Annotated in this window: 20 protein-coding genes; 9 read left to right on the top strand and 11 right to left on the bottom strand. The window is 56.2% G+C overall.

From position 1 onward, the window contains the following. Nucleotides 1-191: 191 nt before the first annotated feature. Nucleotides 192-1,262, top strand: a complete 1,071-nt coding sequence (locus EBA31_RS19150; RefSeq protein WP_020828056.1) for an AI-2E family transporter — start codon at nt 192-194, stop codon at nt 1,260-1,262. Between the two features lie 43 nt (nt 1,263-1,305). On the opposite strand, the gene bcp is transcribed toward EBA31_RS19150, so the two are convergent. Both bcp and EBA31_RS19140 read right to left on the bottom strand, forming a co-directional pair. Beyond that, nucleotides 1,306-1,770, bottom strand: coding sequence for a thioredoxin-dependent thiol peroxidase (gene bcp / locus EBA31_RS19145; RefSeq protein ID WP_020828055.1), 465 nt, complete (start codon nt 1,768-1,770; stop codon nt 1,306-1,308). A gap of 2 nt (nt 1,771-1,772) precedes the next feature. Next, the gene (locus EBA31_RS19140; RefSeq protein WP_197022814.1) at nt 1,773-2,378 is read right to left on the bottom strand and encodes a glycine cleavage system transcriptional repressor; all 606 of its coding nucleotides are present in this window, start codon (nt 2,376-2,378) and stop codon (nt 1,773-1,775) included. 110 nt (nt 2,379-2,488) lie between these two features. On the opposite strand from EBA31_RS19140, the gene dapA reads away from it, so the two are divergent. The 6 genes from dapA to ypfH all read left to right on the top strand — a co-directional run bounded on the left by dapA (nt 2,489) and on the right by ypfH (nt 9,578). After that, nucleotides 2,489-3,370, top strand: a complete 882-nt coding sequence (dapA, locus tag EBA31_RS19135) for a 4-hydroxy-tetrahydrodipicolinate synthase (RefSeq protein WP_020828053.1) — start codon at nt 2,489-2,491, stop codon at nt 3,368-3,370. Between the two features lie 16 nt (nt 3,371-3,386). Then, on the top strand, nt 3,387-4,439 hold the full coding sequence (gene bamC / locus EBA31_RS19130; RefSeq protein WP_020828052.1) for an outer membrane protein assembly factor BamC: 1,053 nt from the start codon (nt 3,387-3,389) through the stop codon (nt 4,437-4,439). Between the two features lie 249 nt (nt 4,440-4,688). Next, nucleotides 4,689-5,402 (top strand): phosphoribosylaminoimidazolesuccinocarboxamide synthase, encoded by a 714-nt coding sequence (purC, locus tag EBA31_RS19125; RefSeq protein WP_122079984.1) that lies wholly within the window; start codon nt 4,689-4,691, stop codon nt 5,400-5,402. 435 nt (nt 5,403-5,837) lie between these two features. Then, entirely contained in the window at nt 5,838-6,704 is an 867-nt protein-coding gene (locus tag EBA31_RS19120) for a neutral zinc metallopeptidase (RefSeq protein ID WP_115058306.1), read from the top strand. A 54-nt stretch (nt 6,705-6,758) separates the two neighbouring features. Further along, entirely contained in the window at nt 6,759-8,771 is a 2,013-nt protein-coding gene (locus EBA31_RS19115; protein ID WP_122079983.1) for a tRNA(Met) cytidine acetyltransferase TmcA, read from the top strand. 117 nt (nt 8,772-8,888) lie between these two features. Beyond that, the gene (ypfH, locus tag EBA31_RS19110; protein ID WP_020828049.1) at nt 8,889-9,578 is read left to right on the top strand and encodes an esterase; all 690 of its coding nucleotides are present in this window, start codon (nt 8,889-8,891) and stop codon (nt 9,576-9,578) included. Nucleotides 9,579-9,606: 28 nt separating this feature from the next. Here ypfH and EBA31_RS19105 read toward each other — a convergent pair whose 3' ends face one another. Genes EBA31_RS19105 through EBA31_RS19090 form a run of 4 tightly spaced genes read right to left on the bottom strand, consistent with a single transcriptional unit; the run spans nt 9,607 to nt 11,955 of the window. Further along, entirely contained in the window at nt 9,607-9,792 is a 186-nt protein-coding gene (locus EBA31_RS19105; RefSeq protein ID WP_020828048.1) for a YpfN family protein, read from the bottom strand. A gap of 2 nt (nt 9,793-9,794) precedes the next feature. Further along, nucleotides 9,795-10,469, bottom strand: coding sequence for a M15 family metallopeptidase (locus EBA31_RS19100; protein WP_122079982.1), 675 nt, complete (start codon nt 10,467-10,469; stop codon nt 9,795-9,797). Then, nucleotides 10,466-11,593 (bottom strand): succinyl-diaminopimelate desuccinylase, encoded by a 1,128-nt coding sequence (dapE, locus tag EBA31_RS19095; RefSeq protein WP_122079981.1) that lies wholly within the window; start codon nt 11,591-11,593, stop codon nt 10,466-10,468. The genes EBA31_RS19100 and dapE overlap by 4 nt, the downstream gene beginning before the upstream one ends. Further along, the gene (locus EBA31_RS19090; RefSeq protein ID WP_046374994.1) at nt 11,590-11,955 is read right to left on the bottom strand and encodes an ArsC family reductase; all 366 of its coding nucleotides are present in this window, start codon (nt 11,953-11,955) and stop codon (nt 11,590-11,592) included. The genes dapE and EBA31_RS19090 overlap by 4 nt, the downstream gene beginning before the upstream one ends. Before the next feature lie 231 nt (nt 11,956-12,186). Between EBA31_RS19090 and EBA31_RS19085 the strand changes: the two genes are divergently transcribed. Next, on the top strand, nt 12,187-12,612 hold the full coding sequence (locus EBA31_RS19085; protein ID WP_122080661.1) for a GNAT family N-acetyltransferase: 426 nt from the start codon (nt 12,187-12,189) through the stop codon (nt 12,610-12,612). A 91-nt stretch (nt 12,613-12,703) separates the two neighbouring features. On the opposite strand, the gene EBA31_RS19080 is transcribed toward EBA31_RS19085, so the two are convergent. The 5 genes from EBA31_RS19080 to EBA31_RS19060 all read right to left on the bottom strand — a co-directional run bounded on the left by EBA31_RS19080 (nt 12,704) and on the right by EBA31_RS19060 (nt 17,347). Continuing rightward, nucleotides 12,704-13,021 (bottom strand): chorismate mutase, encoded by a 318-nt coding sequence (locus EBA31_RS19080; protein WP_122079980.1) that lies wholly within the window; start codon nt 13,019-13,021, stop codon nt 12,704-12,706. A gap of 11 nt (nt 13,022-13,032) precedes the next feature. Next, nucleotides 13,033-13,473: a GNAT family N-acetyltransferase gene (locus tag EBA31_RS19075; RefSeq protein WP_122079979.1), complete on the bottom strand. Its 441-nt coding sequence runs from the start codon at nt 13,471-13,473 to the stop codon at nt 13,033-13,035. Between the two features lie 9 nt (nt 13,474-13,482). Next, nucleotides 13,483-13,962 (bottom strand): tetratricopeptide repeat protein, encoded by a 480-nt coding sequence (locus tag EBA31_RS19070; RefSeq protein WP_020828041.1) that lies wholly within the window; start codon nt 13,960-13,962, stop codon nt 13,483-13,485. A gap of 133 nt (nt 13,963-14,095) precedes the next feature. Beyond that, complete coding sequence (locus EBA31_RS19065) at nt 14,096-16,267, bottom strand: TonB-dependent siderophore receptor (protein ID WP_122079978.1); 2,172 nt, start codon at nt 16,265-16,267, stop codon at nt 14,096-14,098. A 9-nt stretch (nt 16,268-16,276) separates the two neighbouring features. Beyond that, nucleotides 16,277-17,347, bottom strand: coding sequence for a YncE family protein (locus tag EBA31_RS19060; protein WP_122079977.1), 1,071 nt, complete (start codon nt 17,345-17,347; stop codon nt 16,277-16,279). 393 nt (nt 17,348-17,740) lie between these two features. On the opposite strand from EBA31_RS19060, the gene EBA31_RS19055 reads away from it, so the two are divergent. Then, entirely contained in the window at nt 17,741-19,780 is a 2,040-nt protein-coding gene (locus EBA31_RS19055) for a TonB-dependent receptor domain-containing protein (protein WP_122079976.1), read from the top strand. Nucleotides 19,781-19,804 lie beyond the last annotated feature (24 nt).

The following is a 19,804-nucleotide window of genomic DNA, read 5'->3' as shown; positions in this document are numbered from 1 at the left end:
GTAAATCTATCGTTTTCTTTCCCCCGGTCTGTGCCGACAATCGCTGGATGGCAAAGGGGCGGCATGGTACAACCATACGCTGAATGCCCGGCCTTCAGCCTTTCCTCTTTTTGGCTGGCCAGCGTAGGGTCAATAATACTTATTACAGGAACAGCAATGCCTGCCAGTCAAACCTCTAGGAGCCCTCTCTGATGCTGGAGATGTTATTACAGTGGTACCGCCGCCGCTTCACCGATCCGCAGGCCATCGCGCTGTTGGTGATCCTGCTCGCCGGGTTCCTCATTCTCTATTTTCTGCATGGTATTCTGACCCCGCTGCTGGTGGCCATCGTGCTGGCGTATCTGCTGGAGTGGCCAACCGCGCGGTTGCAGCGCATCGGCTGTTCGCGAAACTGGGCGGCAAGCATGGTGATGATCCTGTTTGCCGGTATCGCGATGCTGCTGGTCTTCGTGGTGGCGCCGACCGCCTGGCAACAGGGCATCAACCTGATGACCGATCTGCCGGGCATGCTCAACCAGTTCTATAACTTCGCCGCGACGCTGCCGAAGCGTTACCCGGCGCTGGTAGATGCCGGCATCATCGACATGATGGCGGAGAATCTGCGCGGACGCCTGTCGGGCATGGGTGAGTCGGTGGTGAAATTCTCGCTGGCGTCGCTGGTGGGCCTGCTGACGCTGGCGATTTATCTGATCCTGGTCCCGATGATGATGTTCTTCCTGTTGAAGGACAAGGAACAGATGCTCAATGCCGTGCGCCGGGTACTGCCACGCAACCGTGGGCTGGCCGGGCAGGTGTGGATCGAAATGAACCAGCAGATCACCAACTATATTCGCGGCAAGGTGCTGGAGATGGTGATCGTCGGGGTGGCGACCTATCTGGTGTTCGCGGTTCTCGATATGCGCTATTCGCTGCTGCTGGCGGTGCTGGTCGGTTTTTCGGTGCTGATCCCCTATATCGGTGCGGTTCTGGTGACCATTCCGGTGGTGGTGGTGGCGATGTTCCAATGGGGTGTCGGCGCCGATTTCTGGACGCTGATCGTCGCCTATCTGGTGGTGCAGGGGCTGGATGGCAACCTGCTGGTGCCGATTCTGTTCTCTGAGGCGGTCAACCTGCATCCGCTGGTGATCATTCTGTCGGTGATTATCTTTGGCGGGCTGTGGGGTTTCTGGGGCGTGTTCTTCGCTATCCCGCTGGCAACCTTGGTGAAGGCGGTGATCCATGCCTGGCCGGACGAACTGCGGGTAGAAACGGAACAGGAATAAGCGTGGATAACGAAGCGCAGCAGGTCGCTGCGCTTCGTGAGGATTATTGTTTCAGGTAATCCAGAACGATGTCGTGATGATTGGTGGTCTTGAAATCATCAAACACTTTTTCAACCTTGCCTTTGGCGTCGATCAGGAAGCTGATGCGGTGGATGCCGTCATAGGTTTTCCCCATGAAGGTTTTCTCACCCCAAACGCCGAACTGCTGTGCCACCTGATGATCCTCATCAGACAACAACGTGAAGTTTAACAACTCTTTCTCGGCAAAACGCGACAGTTTCTCTGGTTTATCCGTGCTGATGCCCAGAACTTCGACACCCGCTTTTTTCAAGTCATCCATGTTATCCCGCAAACCGCAGGCCTGTACGGTACAGCCCGGCGTCATCGCCTTGGGATAAAAATAAACAAGCACTCGCTGTCCCTGGAAGTCGGCCAAATTAATTTCCTCACCGTCCTGGTCAGGCAAACTAAACTTCGGCGCTGTGTCACCGGCTTTCAATGGGCTCATCACTACTCTCCATCTTTCTCATCATGCTGTGGATAGTTCACAACGCTAATACTGCCTTGTGCTTTCAATTCTGTACATAGGCGATGAAAGGCTTGTTCAATATTTGAGGCATCCTGATTGCCGGGGCTGTGCGCGGTGATCTGGATATACAGCTGCGGCGGCAGGTCGCCTTCCGCAGGCTGGGTGCGCGATACCAGCTCGGCAATGTTCATCTGGCTGGAGTCGAACAAATCGGTAAAGCGTTCGATGATGTGCGGCGAGTCTTTCACCTCCACCTGCACCCACACCGTGGCCGGCATCGGTGGCCTTTCGTGCGAGTTGGTGCGCTTCATCACAATCAGCAGCTCCAGCTCCGCGCCTTTTTGCGGCAGGGTAGATTCGATCAGGGTAATGGCGTTCCAACTGCCGGAAAGCAGCATGATGAAAGTGAACTCTTCACCCAGCATGGCCAGACGGCTATCTTCGATATTGCACCCGCAGCTGCTGACGTGGCGGGTGATGGCATTGACGATTCCGGGGCGATCGGCGCCGAGCGCGGTAATCACGAGATAGTGTTCATCTGGCTTAGGCAAAATGGAGCTTCCTGTCGTGCTCAATGGGGTTACCATGGTAAACATAAAAAAAACCGCCTGCCAAGCGCTTACAACGCCGTTGTTTGCTTGCTTTTGGATAGGCAGCAAAAGTACCATGAGTGACTTGTTTGTGGAGGGGACGGCCAATGTTTACGGGAAGTATTGTTGCACTGGTTACGCCGATGGACGACACAGGTGCTGTCGATCGCGCGAGCCTAAAAAAATTGATTGATTATCATGTAGCCAGTGGAACTGCGGCCATCGTTTCCGTAGGGACTACCGGCGAGTCCGCAACGCTTGCCCATGACGAGCACGTTGACGTGGTATTGCAGACGCTGGAACTGGCCGCAGGCCGTATTCCGGTGATCGCCGGTACCGGCGCCAACGCCACCGCCGAAGCCATTTCGCTGACCCAGCGCTTTGAAAATACCGGCGTAGTGGGTTGCCTGACGGTCACGCCTTACTACAACAAACCGACTCAGGAAGGGCTGTACCAGCACTTCAAGGCGATTGCCGAAAGCACCGCACTGCCGCAGATCCTCTATAACGTGCCTTCGCGCACCGGGTGTGACATGCTGCCGCCGGTGATTGCGCGTTTGGCAAAAATTAAGAATATTGTTGCTGTTAAAGAGGCAACAGGGAACTTAAGTCGTGTAAGTCAGATCCAAGTGCTGGTTGATGATGAAGATTTCATTTTGCTGAGCGGCGATGACGCCAGCGGTCTGGACTTCATGCAACTGGGCGGCAAAGGGGTGATTTCCGTGACGGCCAACGTGGCGGCGCGTGAAATGGCGCAGCTTTGCGCGCTGGCAGCACAGGGCGACTTTGCTGAAGCACGCCGCTTAAATCAGCGCTTGATGCCGTTGCATCAGGATTTGTTTGTAGAAGCAAACCCAATTCCGGTGAAATGGGCCTGTAAGGCATTGGGATTGATGGCAACCGATACGATGCGTCTGCCTATGACGCCGTTGACCGACGCTGCCCGTCCGGTAGTGGAACGCGCGTTGAAAAGCGCCGGTTTGCTGTAACTCTAAGGGAAATTTGATGGTTTATTCATTGCAAAAGTCGACGGTAGCAAAAGTCGTGGGTATTTCGCTGGTTATGATGCTGGCCGCCTGCACCACCGATCAGCGTTACAAACGCCAGGTGAGCGGCGATGAGTCTTACCTCGATGCGTCGGTGCTCAAGCCACTGAACGCACCAGCCGGTATGATCCTGCCGGTGCAAAGCGGTAATTATGATGTTCCGGCCACCACGCTGAAAGGCGGCGTCGGCAAGCAACTGGATATTCGTCCGCCGGTGCAGCCACTGGCATTGCTGAGCGGTTCACGCGCGCAATATGCCGGCGACAGCGGTACGCTGCTGTTGGAAAACAACCCGCAGAACCAGAACCTGTGGTCGCGCGTTGTCAGCATGCTGCAGACGAAAAATATCGCAATCGCCTCACGTCAGGACGCCGGTCAGACGCTGACCACCGACTGGGTGAAGTGGAACCGTCTGGATGAAGACAACCAGTACGAAGGCCGCTACCAGATCAGCGTACAGCAGCAGGGTTACCAGCAGGCGCTGACGGTAAAAACCGTGGGCCTGCAGCAGCAGGGTAAAACCGAACAGATTACCGACCCGTCAGAAGTGCAGCGCTACAACGGCATGATGATGAACACCATCGTTGAAGGCCTGGACAAGCAGGACAACCTGGCAAGCAGCCAGACGGCCAACCGCTTCGGCGCGCTGGACGTGCAGAGCAGCGCCGATGACACCGGCCTGCCGATGCTGGTAGTGCGCGGCCCTTACACCGTGGTGTGGGATCGCCTGCCTGCGGCGTTGGAGAAACTGGGGATGAAAGTGGGTGACCGCAGCCGTCCGCAGGGCACCGTCGCCGTCACCTACAAATCCCTGAGCGGTAGCGATTGGGATGCGTTGGGCGCCAAGGATCCTGAACTGAAAGAGGGCGATTACAAACTGCAGGTCGGGGATTTGAACAACCGCACCAGCCTGCAATTTATCGATCCTAAAGGGAAGCCATTGACCCAGTCGCAAAACGACGGCTTGGTGGCGGCCTTCCAGGCAGCATTCAGTAAAACCAGCGTTAACTGATTGAAAAGGGGCTACGGCCCCTTTTTCTTTGAACAATACGGTATCGTTTGCGTCGCAGTTTTGGCACAATATACCCATCATTTTTGAAGCTACAACCGTGTTGGCTACGTGCACTCGCCCTGTCACTTACTTGAGTAAGCTCGCGGGGAGTTCCGCACCTGCCGCCTTGCTGTAACTCCAATTATTTTGGGTATATCACGCCTGTGTGTTAAAGCATTTTTAAAACAATTCTTTATTGGAGTATGTAAGATGCAAAAGCTAGCTGAGTTGTATCGCGGAAAGGCAAAAACCGTCTACACCACCGAAAACCCTGATTTGCTGGTGTTGGAGTTCCGCAACGATACGTCAGCACTGGATGGTCAGCGCATTGAGCAGTTCGATCGCAAAGGCATGGTGAACAACAAGTTTAACCATTTCATTATGAGCAAACTGGAAGAGGCCGGCATCCCGACACAAATGGAACGCCTGCTGTCAGACAACGAAGTGCTGGTGAAGAAGCTGGACATGGTGCCGGTCGAATGCGTGATCCGCAACCGCGCTGCCGGTTCACTGGTGAAGCGTCTGGGCATCGAAGAAGGCCTGGTACTGAACCCGCCGCTGTTCGACCTGTTCCTGAAAAACGATGCCATGCACGATCCGATGGTCAACGAATCCTACTGTGAAACCTTCGGCTGGGTGAACAAAGAGCACCTGGCGCGTATGCGCGAGCTGAGCTACAAGGCAAACGACGTGCTGAGCAAGCTGTTTGACGACGCGGGCCTGATCCTGGTCGACTTCAAGCTGGAGTTCGGCCTGTTCAACGGTGAAGTGGTGCTGGGCGATGAGTTCTCGCCGGACGGCAGCCGCCTGTGGGATAAAAACACCCTGGAGAAGATGGATAAAGACCGCTTCCGCCAGAGCCTGGGTGGCCTGATCGAAGCCTACGAAGAAGTGGCCCGCCGCATCGGCGTCAAGCTCGACTAAGCGTTGTCGCGCTCTACGGGGTCATCCGGCCCCGTCAGATTTTGACAAAGGGGGATAAAGCGTGGTTTTTCCCCCTTTGTGTTATCAGCCGAAAATCAATAAATTGATTTTCCAGATTTATTTTCAAAACCTTTAGCGCCTGCCGCCAAACATTCTCTGTTTGTCAGCAGTCTCACGGAGCCATTCGGCCCGTTAACTTCCCGCAATATTTCTCTCTGACTGCATTTCCGGAAAAATTCTACATTTCCTCCGCTGCTCAGCACTTATAATGATAATACCCGGCATACTTGAAGCTGCATCTGTGTTGGCTGCACTCGTTCACCCGAATCACTTACTTAAGTAAGTTCATCGGGATTCACTCATTTGCCGCCTTGATGCAACTCCAATTATTTTGGGTATTGCGTACAATGACAAAAACCTATCTGGAGTTTATTTATGCGTTGGCAAGGGCGTCGGGAAAGTGACAATGTTGAGGATCGTCGCGGGCAGTCTTCAGGTCTGGGTGGCGGCGGTGGCGGTTTTCGTGTTCCTCGCGGCAAAGGCGGTATCGCCATTCTGGTGGTGGTGTTGGTGGCCGGCTATTACGGCATCGATCTCTCGCCGCTGTTGAACGGTGGGGACGTGAGCCCGCAAACTCAGCAACAAAGCGCCAACATCAGTCCAAAAGACGATGAACTGGCTAAATTTACCTCGGTGGTGCTGGCGTCTACCGAAGATAACTGGAAAGAAGTTTTCCAGCGTATGGGCAAAACCTATCAGCCGCCCAAACTGGTGATGTATCGTGGCGTAACGCGCACCAGTTGCGGTACCGGCCAGGCGGCGATGGGGCCGTTCTATTGCCCGGGTGACAAAACGGTGTATATCGACCTGTCGTTCTATCAGGATATGAAAACCAAGCTGGGTGCCGGCGGTGACTTTGCCCAGGCCTACGTAGTGGCGCACGAAGTCGGCCACCATGTGCAGAACCTGCTGGGTATCGAGCCGAAAGTGCGCCAAATGCAGCAGGGTGCCAGCCAGGCGGAAGTGAACCGCCTGTCGGTGAAAATGGAACTGCAGGCAGACTGCTTTGCCGGCGTATGGGGCAAATACGCCGAGAAACAGCAGATGTTGGAAGAGGGCGACTTGCAGGCGGCATTGAACGCCGCGCAGGCGATCGGCGACGACCGTTTGCAGCAGCAAGGGCAGGGACGGGTGGTGCCGGACAGCTTCACCCACGGTACTTCGCAGCAGCGCTACACCTGGTTTAAACAGGGCTTCGACAGCGGCGATCCGAACACCTGCAATACCTTCGCATCCCGTTAACATGCCATGCCGGAGCCTGACTCCGGCATTTTTTTCAGGTCTGGATCCACGGTTATGTTACTGGCAATGCAACAACTTATGCAGCAGCAGGGCATCAGGCGCCTGCTGGTGATCAGTGGCGAGCCGCAATGGTGTCGCCAGCAGGCGCTACAACTGGCGAGTACCCTGCCGGGTGACTGGCCGTGGGTAGGGGAAAATCCGCCGCCGGGCCTGCAGGCATTGGCGAGCGGTGCGGTGCGGACGCTGCTGGGGCAAGAGCGCCTGCACGCGGTGTTTGATGCGACGAAAGGGCTGGACGTTGAAGCTCTGGCCGCGCTGTCGGGTACGCTGCGGGCCGGCAGTTGGCTGCTGTTGCTGACGCCGCCGTGGCAGCATTGGCCTCAGCAACCGGATGACGACAGCCTGCGCTGGAGCGATTGCCCACAACCGATCACCACCCCAAATTTTATTCATCATCTGCAGCGGCATCTGACGGCGGACAGCGAAGTCACCGTCTGGCGGCAGGGTGAGGCGCTGACGCTGGCGCCATTGCCGCTGCGTCCGCAGTGGCAGGCACCAGACGGCCAACCCACCGCCGAGCAGCAGCGGCTGCTGGCGCAATTACTGAGCGCGGCGTCGGGCATTTGGGTTTTGACCGCCGCACGCGGTCGCGGCAAGTCAACGGTAGCGGGGATGCTGGTGGCGAACACCTCGCAGACCTGCTGGTTGGTTGGACCGAGCCGCGCCGCCACCGAAGTCGCCGCCGAATGGGCGCAGGGACGTGCGCAATTCTGGGCACCGGATGCGCTGTTGGCCCATTGCCGCGAACAGGACGTCAGCGACGTTGGGTGGTTGCTGGTGGACGAAGCGGCGGCGATACCTGGCCCGCTGTTGCAGCAGTTGGTGAGCTATTTCCCGCGCGTTTTGCTGACCACTACGGTGCAGGGTTATGAAGGCACCGGCCGGGGTTTTTTACTGAAATTCTGCGCCGGACTGCCTGCGTTCCAGCCATTGGGGTTAGATCAACCGATGCGTTGGGCGCAGGGCGATGCGCTGGAGCGCATTATAGATAACGCGCTGCTGTTTAACGAGCAACCCTGCTGGCAGGTAACGGATAAGCCGGTGAGCATCAGCGGGGCTGAGCAAACCAAGCTGTGCGCCGATCCACAAAGGTTAGCGCGTTTTTACGCTTTGTTGAGCAGTGCTCATTACCGTACTTCACCACTGGATTTACGGCGGTTGATGGATGCGCCGGGCATGCACTTTGGTTTGGCTCAGGTAGACGATGAGGTTGTCGGCGCCCTGTGGCTGGTGGAAGAAGGCGGGCTGAGCGCCGAACTGGCACACGAAGTCTGGGCCGGTCGACGGCGTCCCCGTGGCAACCTGGTGGCACAATCGCTGGCGGCGCACGGGGGCCAGTGGTGGGCACCTACGCTACGTTCGCGGCGCATCACCCGCATTGCGGTGTTACCCGCACTGCGTCAACAGGGCATTGCCCGCGATCTCATTGCTCAGCAGCGCCAGCAAGCACAGGGGCTGGATTATCTCTCGGTCAGCTTTGGCTATACCGAGCCGCTGTGGCGTTTCTGGCAATCTTGCGGTTTTGAACTGGCTCGCATCGGCAGCAAGACAGAGGCCAGCAGTGGTTGTTACACCGCGATGGCGATCCTGCCGCTGAGCGAACAGGGCGAGGCGTTGCGCCATGCCGCCCATAAACACCTGGCACGTGACTGGCGCTGGTTGCAGCCGCGCATTGATCTGCAAATAGAGATCCCCGGAGACGACGGCGATACGCAGCTCGGGGAGGACGACTGGCGTGAGCTGGCAGGATTTGCCTTCGCGCATCGGCCGCTGGAGGCCAGCCTCGGGGCACTGCAACGCTTACTGTTGGCCAGTACGCTATCATTGCCCGCACTGCGGATGCATCTGCAGCAGTCGCTGGCGCCGGCAGTCTGCGTGGAACGGCTAGGGTTTAGCGGGCAGAAAGCCTTGCTGCGCCGCTGGCGACACGAGGCAGGACTGGCGCTCGAACAGCTGGATGCGCAGCACGGTCTGCGCTGGAAAGCGTGGGCCCAGTCGTTGCAATAAATTGAAGATGTTGCTCAATAAAACCCGATTTTCCTGATTTCTCAGCGGCGTATAGTAGCTGGCAGAAACCGGGGCATCTGGCGCCGGACAGGATCTTAATCACACGAGGAGTCACCGATGAAACATGAGCATTTCGTTGTCCAGAGCCCGGCAACACCGGCTGCGCAGCTGATCCTGCTGTTTCACGGTGTCGGCGATACCCCGGTGGCAATGGGGGAAATTGGCCGTTATTTCGCTAAAGAATTCCCGCAGGCGCTGGTGGTCAGCGTGGGTGGCCCCTCTGCTTTTGGTAACGGCAGCGGCCGCCAGTGGTTTTCAGTGCAGGACGTCACCGAAGAAAATCGCGTTGAGCGCATTGCCGAAGTGATGCCACTGTTTATTGAAACCGTGCGTTACTGGCAGCAACACAGCGGCGTGAATGACGCCGGCACGGCGTTGGTGGGCTTCTCTCAGGGGTCTATCATGGCGCTGGAAGCCCTGAAGGCGGAGCCTAAATTGGCCGGCCGCGTGGTGGCTTTCAGCGGGCGCTTTGCCAGTCTGCCCGACCAGGCGTTCGGTGACAGCGTGGTGCATTTGATCCACGGTGAGCAGGATGCGGTGATTTCGGTGCAACATGCCCAGGCGGCGGCGGAAAGGCTGCAGGCCAACGGCGTCGATTTTACGCTGGACGTGGAAGAGGGCGTGGGGCATGCCATCAATCAAGACATGATGGACAGCGCGCTTGAACGGCTGCATTACTACGTGCCGCAGCGCTACTGGGAAGAGGCAATGTTCGGCAAGCGCGGCGACTTGATCGCCTTTAAATAAGCTTCAGGGCGCATAATGCGCCCTGATGTCATTTTTTCTTCGGCCAGTCGTCTTCGTCATCCCACTCGGCGTTGTTATCGCGGTGCGGCGGCAGCTTCGGCTTATCGGCCAGATAGCCTTTCACGTCGACGCGGCGTAGTTCTTTGATCCCGCTGATGATCATCCCTACTAGAATCAGCAGGATAATCCACCAGTAGTCAGCTAACCATTCCATATTCACTCCTTTCCTTCAGCGCGTATAAAACGCGAAAATATCGCTGGCAGATGGGCTTCAAGCCATTGAGCACCGGCAATATCCTTATCTTTCCAGGCCGCCAACAGCAGCGCAGGCGTCAGCAGATGTTCGGCTTCCTGCGCCAGCGGGCGGTAGCTCAGGTGCCAGGGCTCCACCGCCACGCCGTCGCCGCCTTTGGTGAACGGACGATAAAAGCCAAATTCGGCCATGTGTTCCGTCATCCACTGATTGAGCGGGTAAAAGTAACCGCCTTGTTCGTATTCCCACGGTTCCAGCTGCAGCTTTTGCCCTTCGGGCAACAGTGTGGGGTCATAGACATCCAGGTCGCTGCCCCAGTGGTGGCGGCTGGCGCCCGGCAAGGCCGACCAACGCAGGATCGCTTCGCAGCGCTCGGCAGCAGACAGCGGCGTGATGTCGATCGGTCGGCTGTCCTTATCTAATACTGGTCGCTCGCCGCAGAATTTTCCATTCCAGATCGCCTGTTGCCGTTCAAAATCGCGAAATGTGCTGGCGGGTTGCAGATTGAACCCGGCGGCGTGCGCCGCTTGCTGCATGGCGAGAAACGCGGCCACTGCGGCAGGCTGCATGCGGTGGTTACCGCTTAGCGGCGCCAGATGGTCGGTCGAGCGCCCAGTCAGCATTTCTGGCGTGATCATGCGATCAATTGCTCCATGATGCGCTGATACATGCGGCTCAGCAGTTGCAGATCGGCCGCGTGGACGCATTCGTTAACCTTATGGATGGTGGCGTTTACCGGGCCCAACTCAACCACTTGCGCCCCCATCTGGGCGATGAAGCGACCGTCTGAAGTCCCGCCGGTGGTCAGCAACTGCGGCGTCAGCTCAGAATAATGTTCGACGGCATTAACCACCGCATCCACCAATGCGCCGCGCGCAGTGAGGAACGGCTGACCAGACAGACGCCATTCGATGCTGTAGTTCAGTTGATGACGCTCGAGCAGCTCTTCCACGCGTTGTTTGATCGTCGCATCGGTCGATTCGGTACTGAAACGGAAGTTGAACTGGACGAACATCTCACCGGGGATCACGTTGTTGCTGCCGGTACCGGCCTGCACGTTGGCGATCTGCATGCTGGTCGGCGGGAAGAATTCATTGCCGCGATCCCATTCTATCGCCACCAGCTCATTAAGCGCCGGCATGGCGCGATGTACCGGGTTATCCGCCAGGTGCGGGTAGGCGACGTGGCCCTGAATGCCGTGGATGTGCAGGTTTGCGGTGATAGAGCCACGACGGCCGTTTTTCACCACGTCACCAACGCGTTCGGTACTGGACGGCTCGCCGACCAGGCAGTAATCCAGACGCTCGTTGCGTGCCATCAGGGCTTCGACCACTTTCACCGTGCCGTGGGTTGCGCTGGCCTCTTCATCGGAGGTGATCAGGAATGCCAGGCGCCCCTGATGGTGCGGATTGGCGGCCACAAAGCGCTCGGCCGCCACTACCATGGCTGCCAACGAACCTTTCATGTCCGCCGCGCCACGGCCATACAGCATGCCGTCGCGGATGGTCGGTTCAAACGGCGGGTTGTCCCAGCGTTTTTCATCGCCGGTCGGCACCACGTCGGTGTGGCCGGCAAATGCCAGGGTTTGCCCCTCGCCACGCCAGGCCCAAAAATTCAGGGTATCACCGAAAGGCATAGGCTCAGCGGTAAAGCCGATGGCCTCAAGACGTTCAATCATCAACGCCTGACAGCCTTCGTCGTGCGGGCTGAGGGAAGGACGTTTGATCAGCTGTTGGGCCAGTTCGATTACCGGGCAAGTCATGCTGCCACCTCGGAAATAAATTGCTGATAGCTGTCGGCGTTGAAACCGAGCAGAGCATGCCCCTTGCCGTCGCTCAGCAGCGGGCGCTTGATGATGGCCGGCTGGGCCAGCATCAGTTCGATGGCCGCATCGGCATTATCGCAGGCGTTGCGCTGTGCTTCGTCCAGTTTGCGCCAGGTGGTGCCACGGGTATTCAGCAGCGGTTCCCAGCCCAAAAGTTCGACAAAACCACGCAGCTGCTGTTCGTCCAGCCCGTCGGCGCGGTAGTCGTGAAAGTGATAAGCCACGCCCTGTTCTTCCAGCCAGCGGCGTGCTTTTTTGATGGTGTCACAATTTTTGATGCCGTACATGGTTAACGTCATGGAGTAAGAACCTTCTCTGCAACCCACACCGGCGCGTGTGGCCGGTGGTAAACCGCCGGGGGCGGTGAAATGAAAACCAGCGACCAGCATGCCGAAAAATGGCGGGGAGTTCCACCGTCCAATGGCCTGAAAGCCGGGGAAAAGCTGAAAAAAAACGGCGCGCATTTATTGCGGCGGATTTTGCTAATCTTAGTGCGCTATTCAGTCACCCTACATAAGAAGAAGATGAGCATGGAAAAATACCTGATTGAAGTTGCCGAAAATGCGACGGAAGAAATAGAAGCCCTGATCGAAGCCGGGCTGAATCAATATAACGACGAGATAACCGGCACCAACGATCGTCGCCCGTTGGCGGTGGTGGTGCGAGATCCGGCCAGCGGTGAAGTGTTGGGCGGCATCAGCGGACGTTCATCGTTGGGCATGCTGTTTGTGGATCTGTTTCATTTGCCAAAATCGCTGCGCGGATCGGGGTTGGGCAGCGAACTGCTGCGCCGTTTCGAGCTGGAAGGGCGGCGCAGAGGCTGTGTTTCCGCCGTGCTGTACACCATCAGCTTTCAGGCGCCGAAGTTTTATGAATTGAACGGCTGGACGCGCTTTGGCGAGGTACCCTGTCTGCCGGCGGGCACCAGCCGCGTTTTCATGATGAAGACGCTGTAGCTTAGCGGACCGTTACTCGTCTCTGACCTGTCGCAACTTATAACCCAGGTTCTTTTTCACCATCGGCCATTCGTGGTCGATGATGGAGATTCTATTCACTTTGGGTCTTGGACCAATGCTTCATCTCTTCGCTGATAAAGTAATTGACCAAATCGCGATACATTTTTTCTATAACTTCCGGGCTCAAACCTTGCTCTTCGGCCCAGGCCCGTCTTTGCAATAACATGGTTTCAAAACGTGCTTTGGCCCGCACCGCATCTGGGCTGGTTTTGAATTTTGCCGCCGCCCTTACATAGGCGAAACGTTGTGCGATCAGCGTGATAATATTTTCATCCAGCAGGTCTATTTCTGCGCGGATCTCATCCATGTCTGCACAATCTTGTGCGGCTCGCTTGTTTTCTATGATCAAAGGGACATTCCTTAAAGAGGGGTGCGCAGGTAACCATTCTGCTCCAGGCGTTCCAAAGCCGCGCTGTCCGCATAGACCATGCCGGTGGTCAGCTCGCGGAAGCGGTATTTTTTGTAGAATGCCAGCTTGTCGGGAACCGAGTAGATAAACACTTTGCCGAGCGGCGCCAAATCCTGCATCACCCGATCCATCAGCTGTCGCCCCAGTCCCAGCCCCTGAAAGTCCGGATGGATTGCCACGTCGGCCAGATAGGCTACTGAGGTCATGTCGCTGATGGCGTGGGCGGTGGCCATCAATCGGCCATCGCGATAGCCCCAGTAGCAAAATTGGCTGTGTTGGTAAACGCGCTGCAGCACCTGCGGGTCACGCTGGCCCAGCCCTGCAGTTTCCAACAGCGCGGCCAATTGCGACCAGTCGACGCCATAGCGATTTGGATCGGTGACAATTTCCATGTTTTCCTCCTAGCCGATACGGTCCAGATCGGCAGCGTATTGGCGAATGGCGCGCTGATAACTGCTGATGTCGCTGTGTGAGGAGGTTTCCGCTAACAGCACCAACAAATCGGCCACCGCCTGTTTGGTTTCACCCAGGTTGTACAGCGTCATGGCGCGAAACAGGGTGATCTCTTTGGCCTCGGGAAATTCGGCCAACCCCTGGTCGAAGGTGGCCAGCGATTGCTGATACAGGCCAAGCGCCCGATAGGTGCTGCCCAGGCCAAGCCAGGCTTCCTGTCGCTGCGGAGCCGGTAAATTGCGTGCCAGCGCAGCCTGGTAGCAGGGAATTGCCTGTTGCTCGAATCCTTGCACGTCGTACAGACAGGCTAATTGGTAGTGCAGCACCGCGTCTTCCGGTTGTTGCAGCAACTGCTGCTGCGCCAGTTCGGTGGCGTCTTGATAACGGCCCAGCTCTTTCAGTTGTTCGATGGTCAGCGTAGGGGACATGACATGGCCTCAGAGAAATGGGGGTTTTTTATACCTTTGGCACGCTACTACGGAAGAATTCATCATACAAGGGATATAGCGGTTAGAAATAAATCGGCCCCGTTATCCGGGGCCGTTTAATACTGTAGGGCGATCAGAACTCGTGCTTCAGCGTCACCATAACGTTACGTGGCTCGCCATAGTTGCGGGTGCTGTAGAAATTCACCTGCGAGTAGTATTTCTCGTCGAATACGTTGTTCAGGTTCAACTGCACCGAGGTTTGCGGCGTCAGCTTGTAACGCGCCATCGCATCGACCAGCACGTAGGACCCTTGCTCGGCTTTGCGCTCGATAAATTCACCGTTGCTGGCGCCCTGGACGTTGGCATAAACATTACTCTGCCAGCGTGCGCCACCGCCCAGCGTCAGATCGCGCAGCGCACCCGTCAACTGATAGGTGGTGAACAGAGTGATGCGGGTGCGGGGCTGCTCGGTGTTGAGATCAACCTTATCCTTGTCCTTCAAGGAGAAATGGGTGATGCCCAACTGGGCATTCCAGCCCTGCGCCAGTTCACCGCTCAGCTCGAACTCCACCCCTTTGCTGGTTGCGCCCTGACTCTCATGATAGGTCTGTTGCAGCGCGTTGATGTTTTCCGGATTTTCATCCAGTACGCCCAGATTATCCTGAGTAATGCGGAACGCCGACAGCGAAACGTTGAGACGCTCATCCAGCAGCGCGGCCTTGATGCCCACCTCTTTGTTGACCCCTTCGATCGGCGCCAGATAGTGGCCGCTGCTGTCGAGATAGTTCTGGTCCTTGAAGATGTCGGTGTAGCTGGCATAGGCAGAGACCTGATCGGTCAGCTTATACACCGCCCCCAGGAACGGAGTCACTTTGTTCGCCGTGGTGGTGGTGGTGTTTTTAAAGCTGTTGAAGCGGGCACCGAGCACCAGATCCAGTTGATCCGTCACCGAGAAGTCGGCGCTGCTGTAAATCCCGATTTGCCGCGTACGGAAATCCTGCTGCGGCATTTTGTCTGACCACGCAGGTTCACCCAGGCCGCCGTTCCAGTCCTTCAGGCTGCCGCTAAACAGCTGTGTGGTACTGGCACTGCGATAGGTGCTGTAGCTGTGTTGCCAGGCGGAGGAACTGCCCACCACAAACTTGTGGGTGCGGCCCAGCAGTGGAAAGTCCCCGTTCAGCTTCAGGTCTACCGCGTGCTGATCCCGATAGCCTTCATAGCGCCCGGCGTAAGGGGTTGAAGGCTTCACCGCCCAGGTGTCCGGGTCGATCAGGCCGCCGAGGCTCATCGCCATTTTGGCATCGAAGGCCTGACGGTTGTGGGTGTAGTTGGCTACGCCTTTCCAGTCGTTAGCGAACTGGTGTTCCAGCGTGGCGAACTGGGTGCTGAGGGTGGTGTCCCAGCTTGACCAGTCAGAAGCCCCGCTGTAGTGGCGATCCCAGTTGATCTCGCTGCCGTCGCTGAACCAGCCGGTCGGCAGCGCGCCGCCCCAGGTGGAAGCTTTTGGCCGGTTTTGCTGATAGTCAGCCCCCAGACGCAGCAGGGTGGCGCTGGTCAGGTCAGCTTCCAACGTCCCGTAGACCGTCCCTTTGCGTTCTTGATGGCGATCCATGAAAGAGTGGCTGCGTTCACCGGAGGCAGCGACGCGCACCCTGACGGTACCTTCATCATTGAGCGGGGTACCGGCATCGATCGTGGTGCGATAGTGATCCCAGGAACCGGCCGAAAGCTCGGTACGGGCAAAAGGAGAAAGGCTGGAGGCTTTTTTCCTGACCAGATTGATCGCAGCGCCCGGGTTTCCGACGCCGTTCAACAATCCTGCCGCACCCCTGACGATCTCCACGTGATCGAGCGTGATCGAGTCAATTTCGGATTCCCCGCCGGAATAGCCCGAGTCAAAGAAAGTAGGGATACCATCGTATTGATAGCTGTCCACGCTGAAACCACGGTAGTTGAACGAAGAACGTTCACTATCGTAATTGCTTTCACTGACGCCGGTAGACCAGCGAAGAATTTCCTTCAGCGAGTTGGCGTTGAGATCGTCAATCAATTGGCGCGAGATCACCGAAACCGACTGTGGCGTATCCTTAATGCTCAACGGCAACCCGGTTGCCGTGGTCATCTGTTTGGTGGTGTAGGAGCCGGTATTCTCGGTGCTGCCGTCATCGCTGAAGGGGGACGCGACCACCTCCAGGGTTTCTTCTTTTTGGCTGTGGGCGGTCTGCTCGGTGCCTGCCGCCTGCGCCATCATCACCGGGACGCACAACAGTGCGCTGCCGGAGAGGCGAATCATAAAACTAGCCATGGAGATGCCTCACAATCCGCCAAGATCAATCTTGATCAGGTAATCCTGTTTTTTCTCCATCTCTTCCTTGGACTGCTTGATGCTGGCGAACAGCTGCTGGCCGTCGGAAGAAAGCGCCAGGCTGTTAGGCAATGCATGGGTAGTGATGCTGTTTTTCACCTGATAGCTGTTGCTGTCGACGATGCTGATGCGTTTGGCTTCACGGTGAGTGATATAGATCTCGCTGCGCAGCGGGTTAAATAGCACCGCCAGAGAATTGATTACGTCAATCTGGTGCAGGATTTTCCCGCTGTTGACGTCCACGACCAGTACGTTTGGCAGATCCGGATCGGTGATAAACGCACGACCGGTTTTGCTGTCCAGAGCGATATTGAGGAAGAAGTGTTTCTTGGTCGGTTCGACCACCACGCGTTTGAGGATCTTATGGCTGGTGGCGTCCAGCGTAATCAGTTCGCCACGGCCGTTAACGCAATAGATATGGCCGCGTTCGCTGTCCAGCGCAATGCCGGTCGGGTATTCACCCATGATGCCCAGCGTGGCAATTTTTTCCCGCTTGGCGGTATCAATGACCCACAGCACGCCTTTTTGCGCCGTGCCGGAAACATAAAGGCGCTGATTTTTCTTATCGAGCAGCAGTTCGCGCGTCGGGACAAACTGATCGTCTTTCACGCTTTCATTGAGTTGAATAGTCGCGAGTTCTTTACCTGTCTGGGTATCGATCACCGTGACTGAGCCGTCGACGGTGTTGCCGATGTACAACAGATGGCGCTGCTCATCCAATGCGGTGGCGAAGGCCCGTCGCTTAGTGACGATATTGGCGTCGGTGGCCAGCGTGGCGGGATTGACTCTAAAGACGATACCGCCGTTTTTTTCTTTGGCGAAGGAAGGCGTAGAGGCGGCAAACAGGGTGTTGCTGGTGCCATCAAAAGCCAGTTCATACAGGCCGTGCCCGACCGGTTTGGTTTGAAATTGACTCTCGGGAAGGTCAGCGGCCAGCGTTGAACAAGACAACAGCAGCACGGCAGACGCCAGGGCGCTGAGGGAGAAACCTTTGCCTGAAGTGGACAGGTGCATCTTCATATACATTCCTTTACATCAGTTTACGATTCGCCGATGCTAATGATATTGATTATTAATATCAATATCATTTAATTAATCATATGAGGATATGGTTGTTTAGCATTGAAATATAATGAGTTATTAAATATCCCTTATAAAATCATGTTATTGAATGGCGATGTTTCCGGTATGTTTAAACTATGTAATGATTTTCATTTCGTTTTAATGTCTGAAAATATCCGCTATATTCGCCCGGCGACTGTTAAGAAGTGTAAATAAAAAATCATAACGACAGATCGTTATGGCGACGCTGGTGGTGGCATTGATGCGTACTGCGTTTTATTGCGTCAGCCGTTTTGGGAAGGCTTTGTGGGCGACAACACCCACCGGAAACAGGCTTTATTAGGAAAGGAAATGATCAATCAACCCTCCATGGGAAAGGGCTCCCGCATCGCCACGGCCATAGCGCTGGCTTTGATGTGCGCACCCCAGGTTTACGCACAGGAAGGCGGGACAGAAAAAGACAAGGATGCCTTGCAAGAGGATCAGGTCGTGGTGACCGCCTCCGGGTTCAAGCAGAACAAAAAATATGCTCCCGCCAGTATCTCCGTCATCGATAAAAAGACCTTCGAAAAGCAGAACAGCCGGGATGTCGCCGAAGCGGTGCAGGATGTCTCCGGGGTGTTCGTCAGCAACGGGGCCGGGAGCGAAGTGACCGGCGATGTGATGATCCGCGGCATGGACTCGAGTTACACCTCGTTCATGGTCAACAGCATCAAACAAAATACCGGCGAGTCGCGCCCGTATGGTCAGAATATCGGTACCGAAGCCGGTTTTTTACCGCCGCTGGCGGCCATCGACCGCATTGAAGTGATCCGTGGCCCTATGTCATCGTTATACGGTTCCGACTCCATTGGCGGCGTGGTCAACGTGATCACCAAAAAGCCGTTTGGCGTACGGGAGTGGATTGGCTCGATTGCCGGCAACAGCTTCCTGCAACAGCATCAGGACTTCGGTAACACCCAACAAGCCAATCTGTTTTTGATGGGGCCCTTGGTTCCCGATGTACTGGGCCTCAGCCTGTCGGCGGACTACCTCGATCGCCGTGAAGATGAAAAACCTAACGCCTTCAGCAAAAACAACAAGAAGTCGCTCGACATGACGCTCGGCTTTGCCGCCAATGAAACTAACCTGTTCGATCTGAACCTGGCCAAAGGAGAGAAAAAACGCAGCCGTTCTGCCAAAGGCGGCGGTACGCCGTGGGGCTGGGACTTCGACCGCGATGCTCTGAGCCTGACTCATTCAGGTTGGTACGCGGATGACAGTGTCGCCACCACCAGTTATTTCCAGTACGAGAAAGGCGAATCGGTATATCGCTCCGTCAGCCTGGCCCCGCAGCATATCCAGACTGAAAATTATGTGCTGAATAGCCAGGCTAAACTGAGTTTGGGGGAACATAACCTGACCGTCGGTGCCAATTACAGCCGCGAAACGCTCAATGACGATTTCTACGCCGACAGTAAAAAAGCGCCGGGGATCGATCCGGTAACCAAAATTTCGCGTGATGGGTGGGCACTGTTTGCCGAAGGGCAGTGGAATATCGATGACTTTTCGCTGACAACCTCGGCGCGTATGGACAGGGACAACTACTTCGGCACCCACATCAGCCCGAAACTCTACGGCAACTGGATTTTAGACGAAGCCTGGGCGCTGAAGGGCGGTATCTCTTCCGGCTATAAAAAACCTTCGCTGCGGGAAAACTCGGATCAATTCATTACGCCGCGTGGCAGCAACCCGCCTTATCCCTATCTGTCGGTGGGCAACAGCGAGCTGAAGCCGGAAACCAGCGTGAATACCGAGCTGGGCCTGTACTGGAACAACAACCGTGATTTATCCCTCGACGCCACGGTGTTTTATACCGACTTCAAGGACAAAATCGCAGAAGTTAACATCTGCGAGGCGAGTGAGAATCACCCTTGCGTGGTTAACGGCTATAACGCCGATTCCATTGATAAATATTTCAATATCGGCAAGGCCAATGTCTACGGTGTGGAGCTCAATGCCGATTGGCAGGCGACCGACAGTTTGAACCTCAGCGCAAACTATACGTTTAACAAGAGTGAACAGAAAAACGGCATCAACAAGGGTTATGCGCTGAATGACTTCCCGAAACACATGGCCAACTTATCCGCCAAGTGGGCCGCAGCTTCGGTATTGGACGTTTGGTCCAAGGTCAATTATCGCAGCCGCAACGAGGATACCGGTAATCATACCCGCTATAGCGCTTATGCCTTGTTGGATGCCGGCGTGATTTATCGCCTGGATAAGCACACTCAGGTGATGGCCGGCGTGTATAACATCTTGGATACGGCCCCTAAACGCACCACCAATTGGGGCGCTTATCCGCAGCTTGAAGGCCGTCACTACAACCTTGGCCTGCGCGTTGATTTCTAAATCTCGCTGAGTTAAAGCTCCGGC

This window comes from Serratia sp. P2ACOL2, from assembly GCF_003691565.1.
GTDB lineage: Bacteria > Pseudomonadota > Gammaproteobacteria > Enterobacterales > Enterobacteriaceae > Serratia > Serratia liquefaciens.
This window is presented reverse-complemented; position numbering and strand designations above follow the sequence as displayed.

Coding starts and splice junctions, on each gene's coding strand:
- EBA31_RS19070 (WP_020828041.1), bottom strand. CDS start 13,962: ATGTCCCCTACGCTGACCATCGAACAACTGAAAGAGCTGGGCCGTTAT.
- dapE (WP_122079981.1), bottom strand. CDS start 11,593: ATGACTTGCCCGGTAATCGAACTGGCCCAACAGCTGATCAAACGTCCT.
- EBA31_RS19085 (WP_122080661.1), top strand. CDS start 12,187: ATGGAAAAATACCTGATTGAAGTTGCCGAAAATGCGACGGAAGAAATA.
- EBA31_RS19100 (WP_122079982.1), bottom strand. CDS start 10,469: ATGATCACGCCAGAAATGCTGACTGGGCGCTCGACCGACCATCTGGCG.
- EBA31_RS19115 (WP_122079983.1), top strand. CDS start 6,759: ATGTTACTGGCAATGCAACAACTTATGCAGCAGCAGGGCATCAGGCGC.
- EBA31_RS19090 (WP_046374994.1), bottom strand. CDS start 11,955: ATGACGTTAACCATGTACGGCATCAAAAATTGTGACACCATCAAAAAA.
- EBA31_RS19065 (WP_122079978.1), bottom strand. CDS start 16,267: ATGGCTAGTTTTATGATTCGCCTCTCCGGCAGCGCACTGTTGTGCGTC.
- EBA31_RS19060 (WP_122079977.1), bottom strand. CDS start 17,347: ATGAAGATGCACCTGTCCACTTCAGGCAAAGGTTTCTCCCTCAGCGCC.
- EBA31_RS19120 (WP_115058306.1), top strand. CDS start 5,838: ATGCGTTGGCAAGGGCGTCGGGAAAGTGACAATGTTGAGGATCGTCGC.
- EBA31_RS19140 (WP_197022814.1), bottom strand. CDS start 2,378: ATGGTAACCCCATTGAGCACGACAGGAAGCTCCATTTTGCCTAAGCCA.
- EBA31_RS19075 (WP_122079979.1), bottom strand. CDS start 13,473: ATGGAAATTGTCACCGATCCAAATCGCTATGGCGTCGACTGGTCGCAA.
- EBA31_RS19055 (WP_122079976.1), top strand. CDS start 17,741: ATGATCAATCAACCCTCCATGGGAAAGGGCTCCCGCATCGCCACGGCC.
- bcp (WP_020828055.1), bottom strand. CDS start 1,770: ATGAGCCCATTGAAAGCCGGTGACACAGCGCCGAAGTTTAGTTTGCCT.
- dapA (WP_020828053.1), top strand. CDS start 2,489: ATGTTTACGGGAAGTATTGTTGCACTGGTTACGCCGATGGACGACACA.
- bamC (WP_020828052.1), top strand. CDS start 3,387: ATGGTTTATTCATTGCAAAAGTCGACGGTAGCAAAAGTCGTGGGTATT.
- EBA31_RS19105 (WP_020828048.1), bottom strand. CDS start 9,792: ATGGAATGGTTAGCTGACTACTGGTGGATTATCCTGCTGATTCTAGTA.
- ypfH (WP_020828049.1), top strand. CDS start 8,889: ATGAAACATGAGCATTTCGTTGTCCAGAGCCCGGCAACACCGGCTGCG.
- EBA31_RS19150 (WP_020828056.1), top strand. CDS start 192: ATGCTGGAGATGTTATTACAGTGGTACCGCCGCCGCTTCACCGATCCG.
- purC (WP_122079984.1), top strand. CDS start 4,689: ATGCAAAAGCTAGCTGAGTTGTATCGCGGAAAGGCAAAAACCGTCTAC.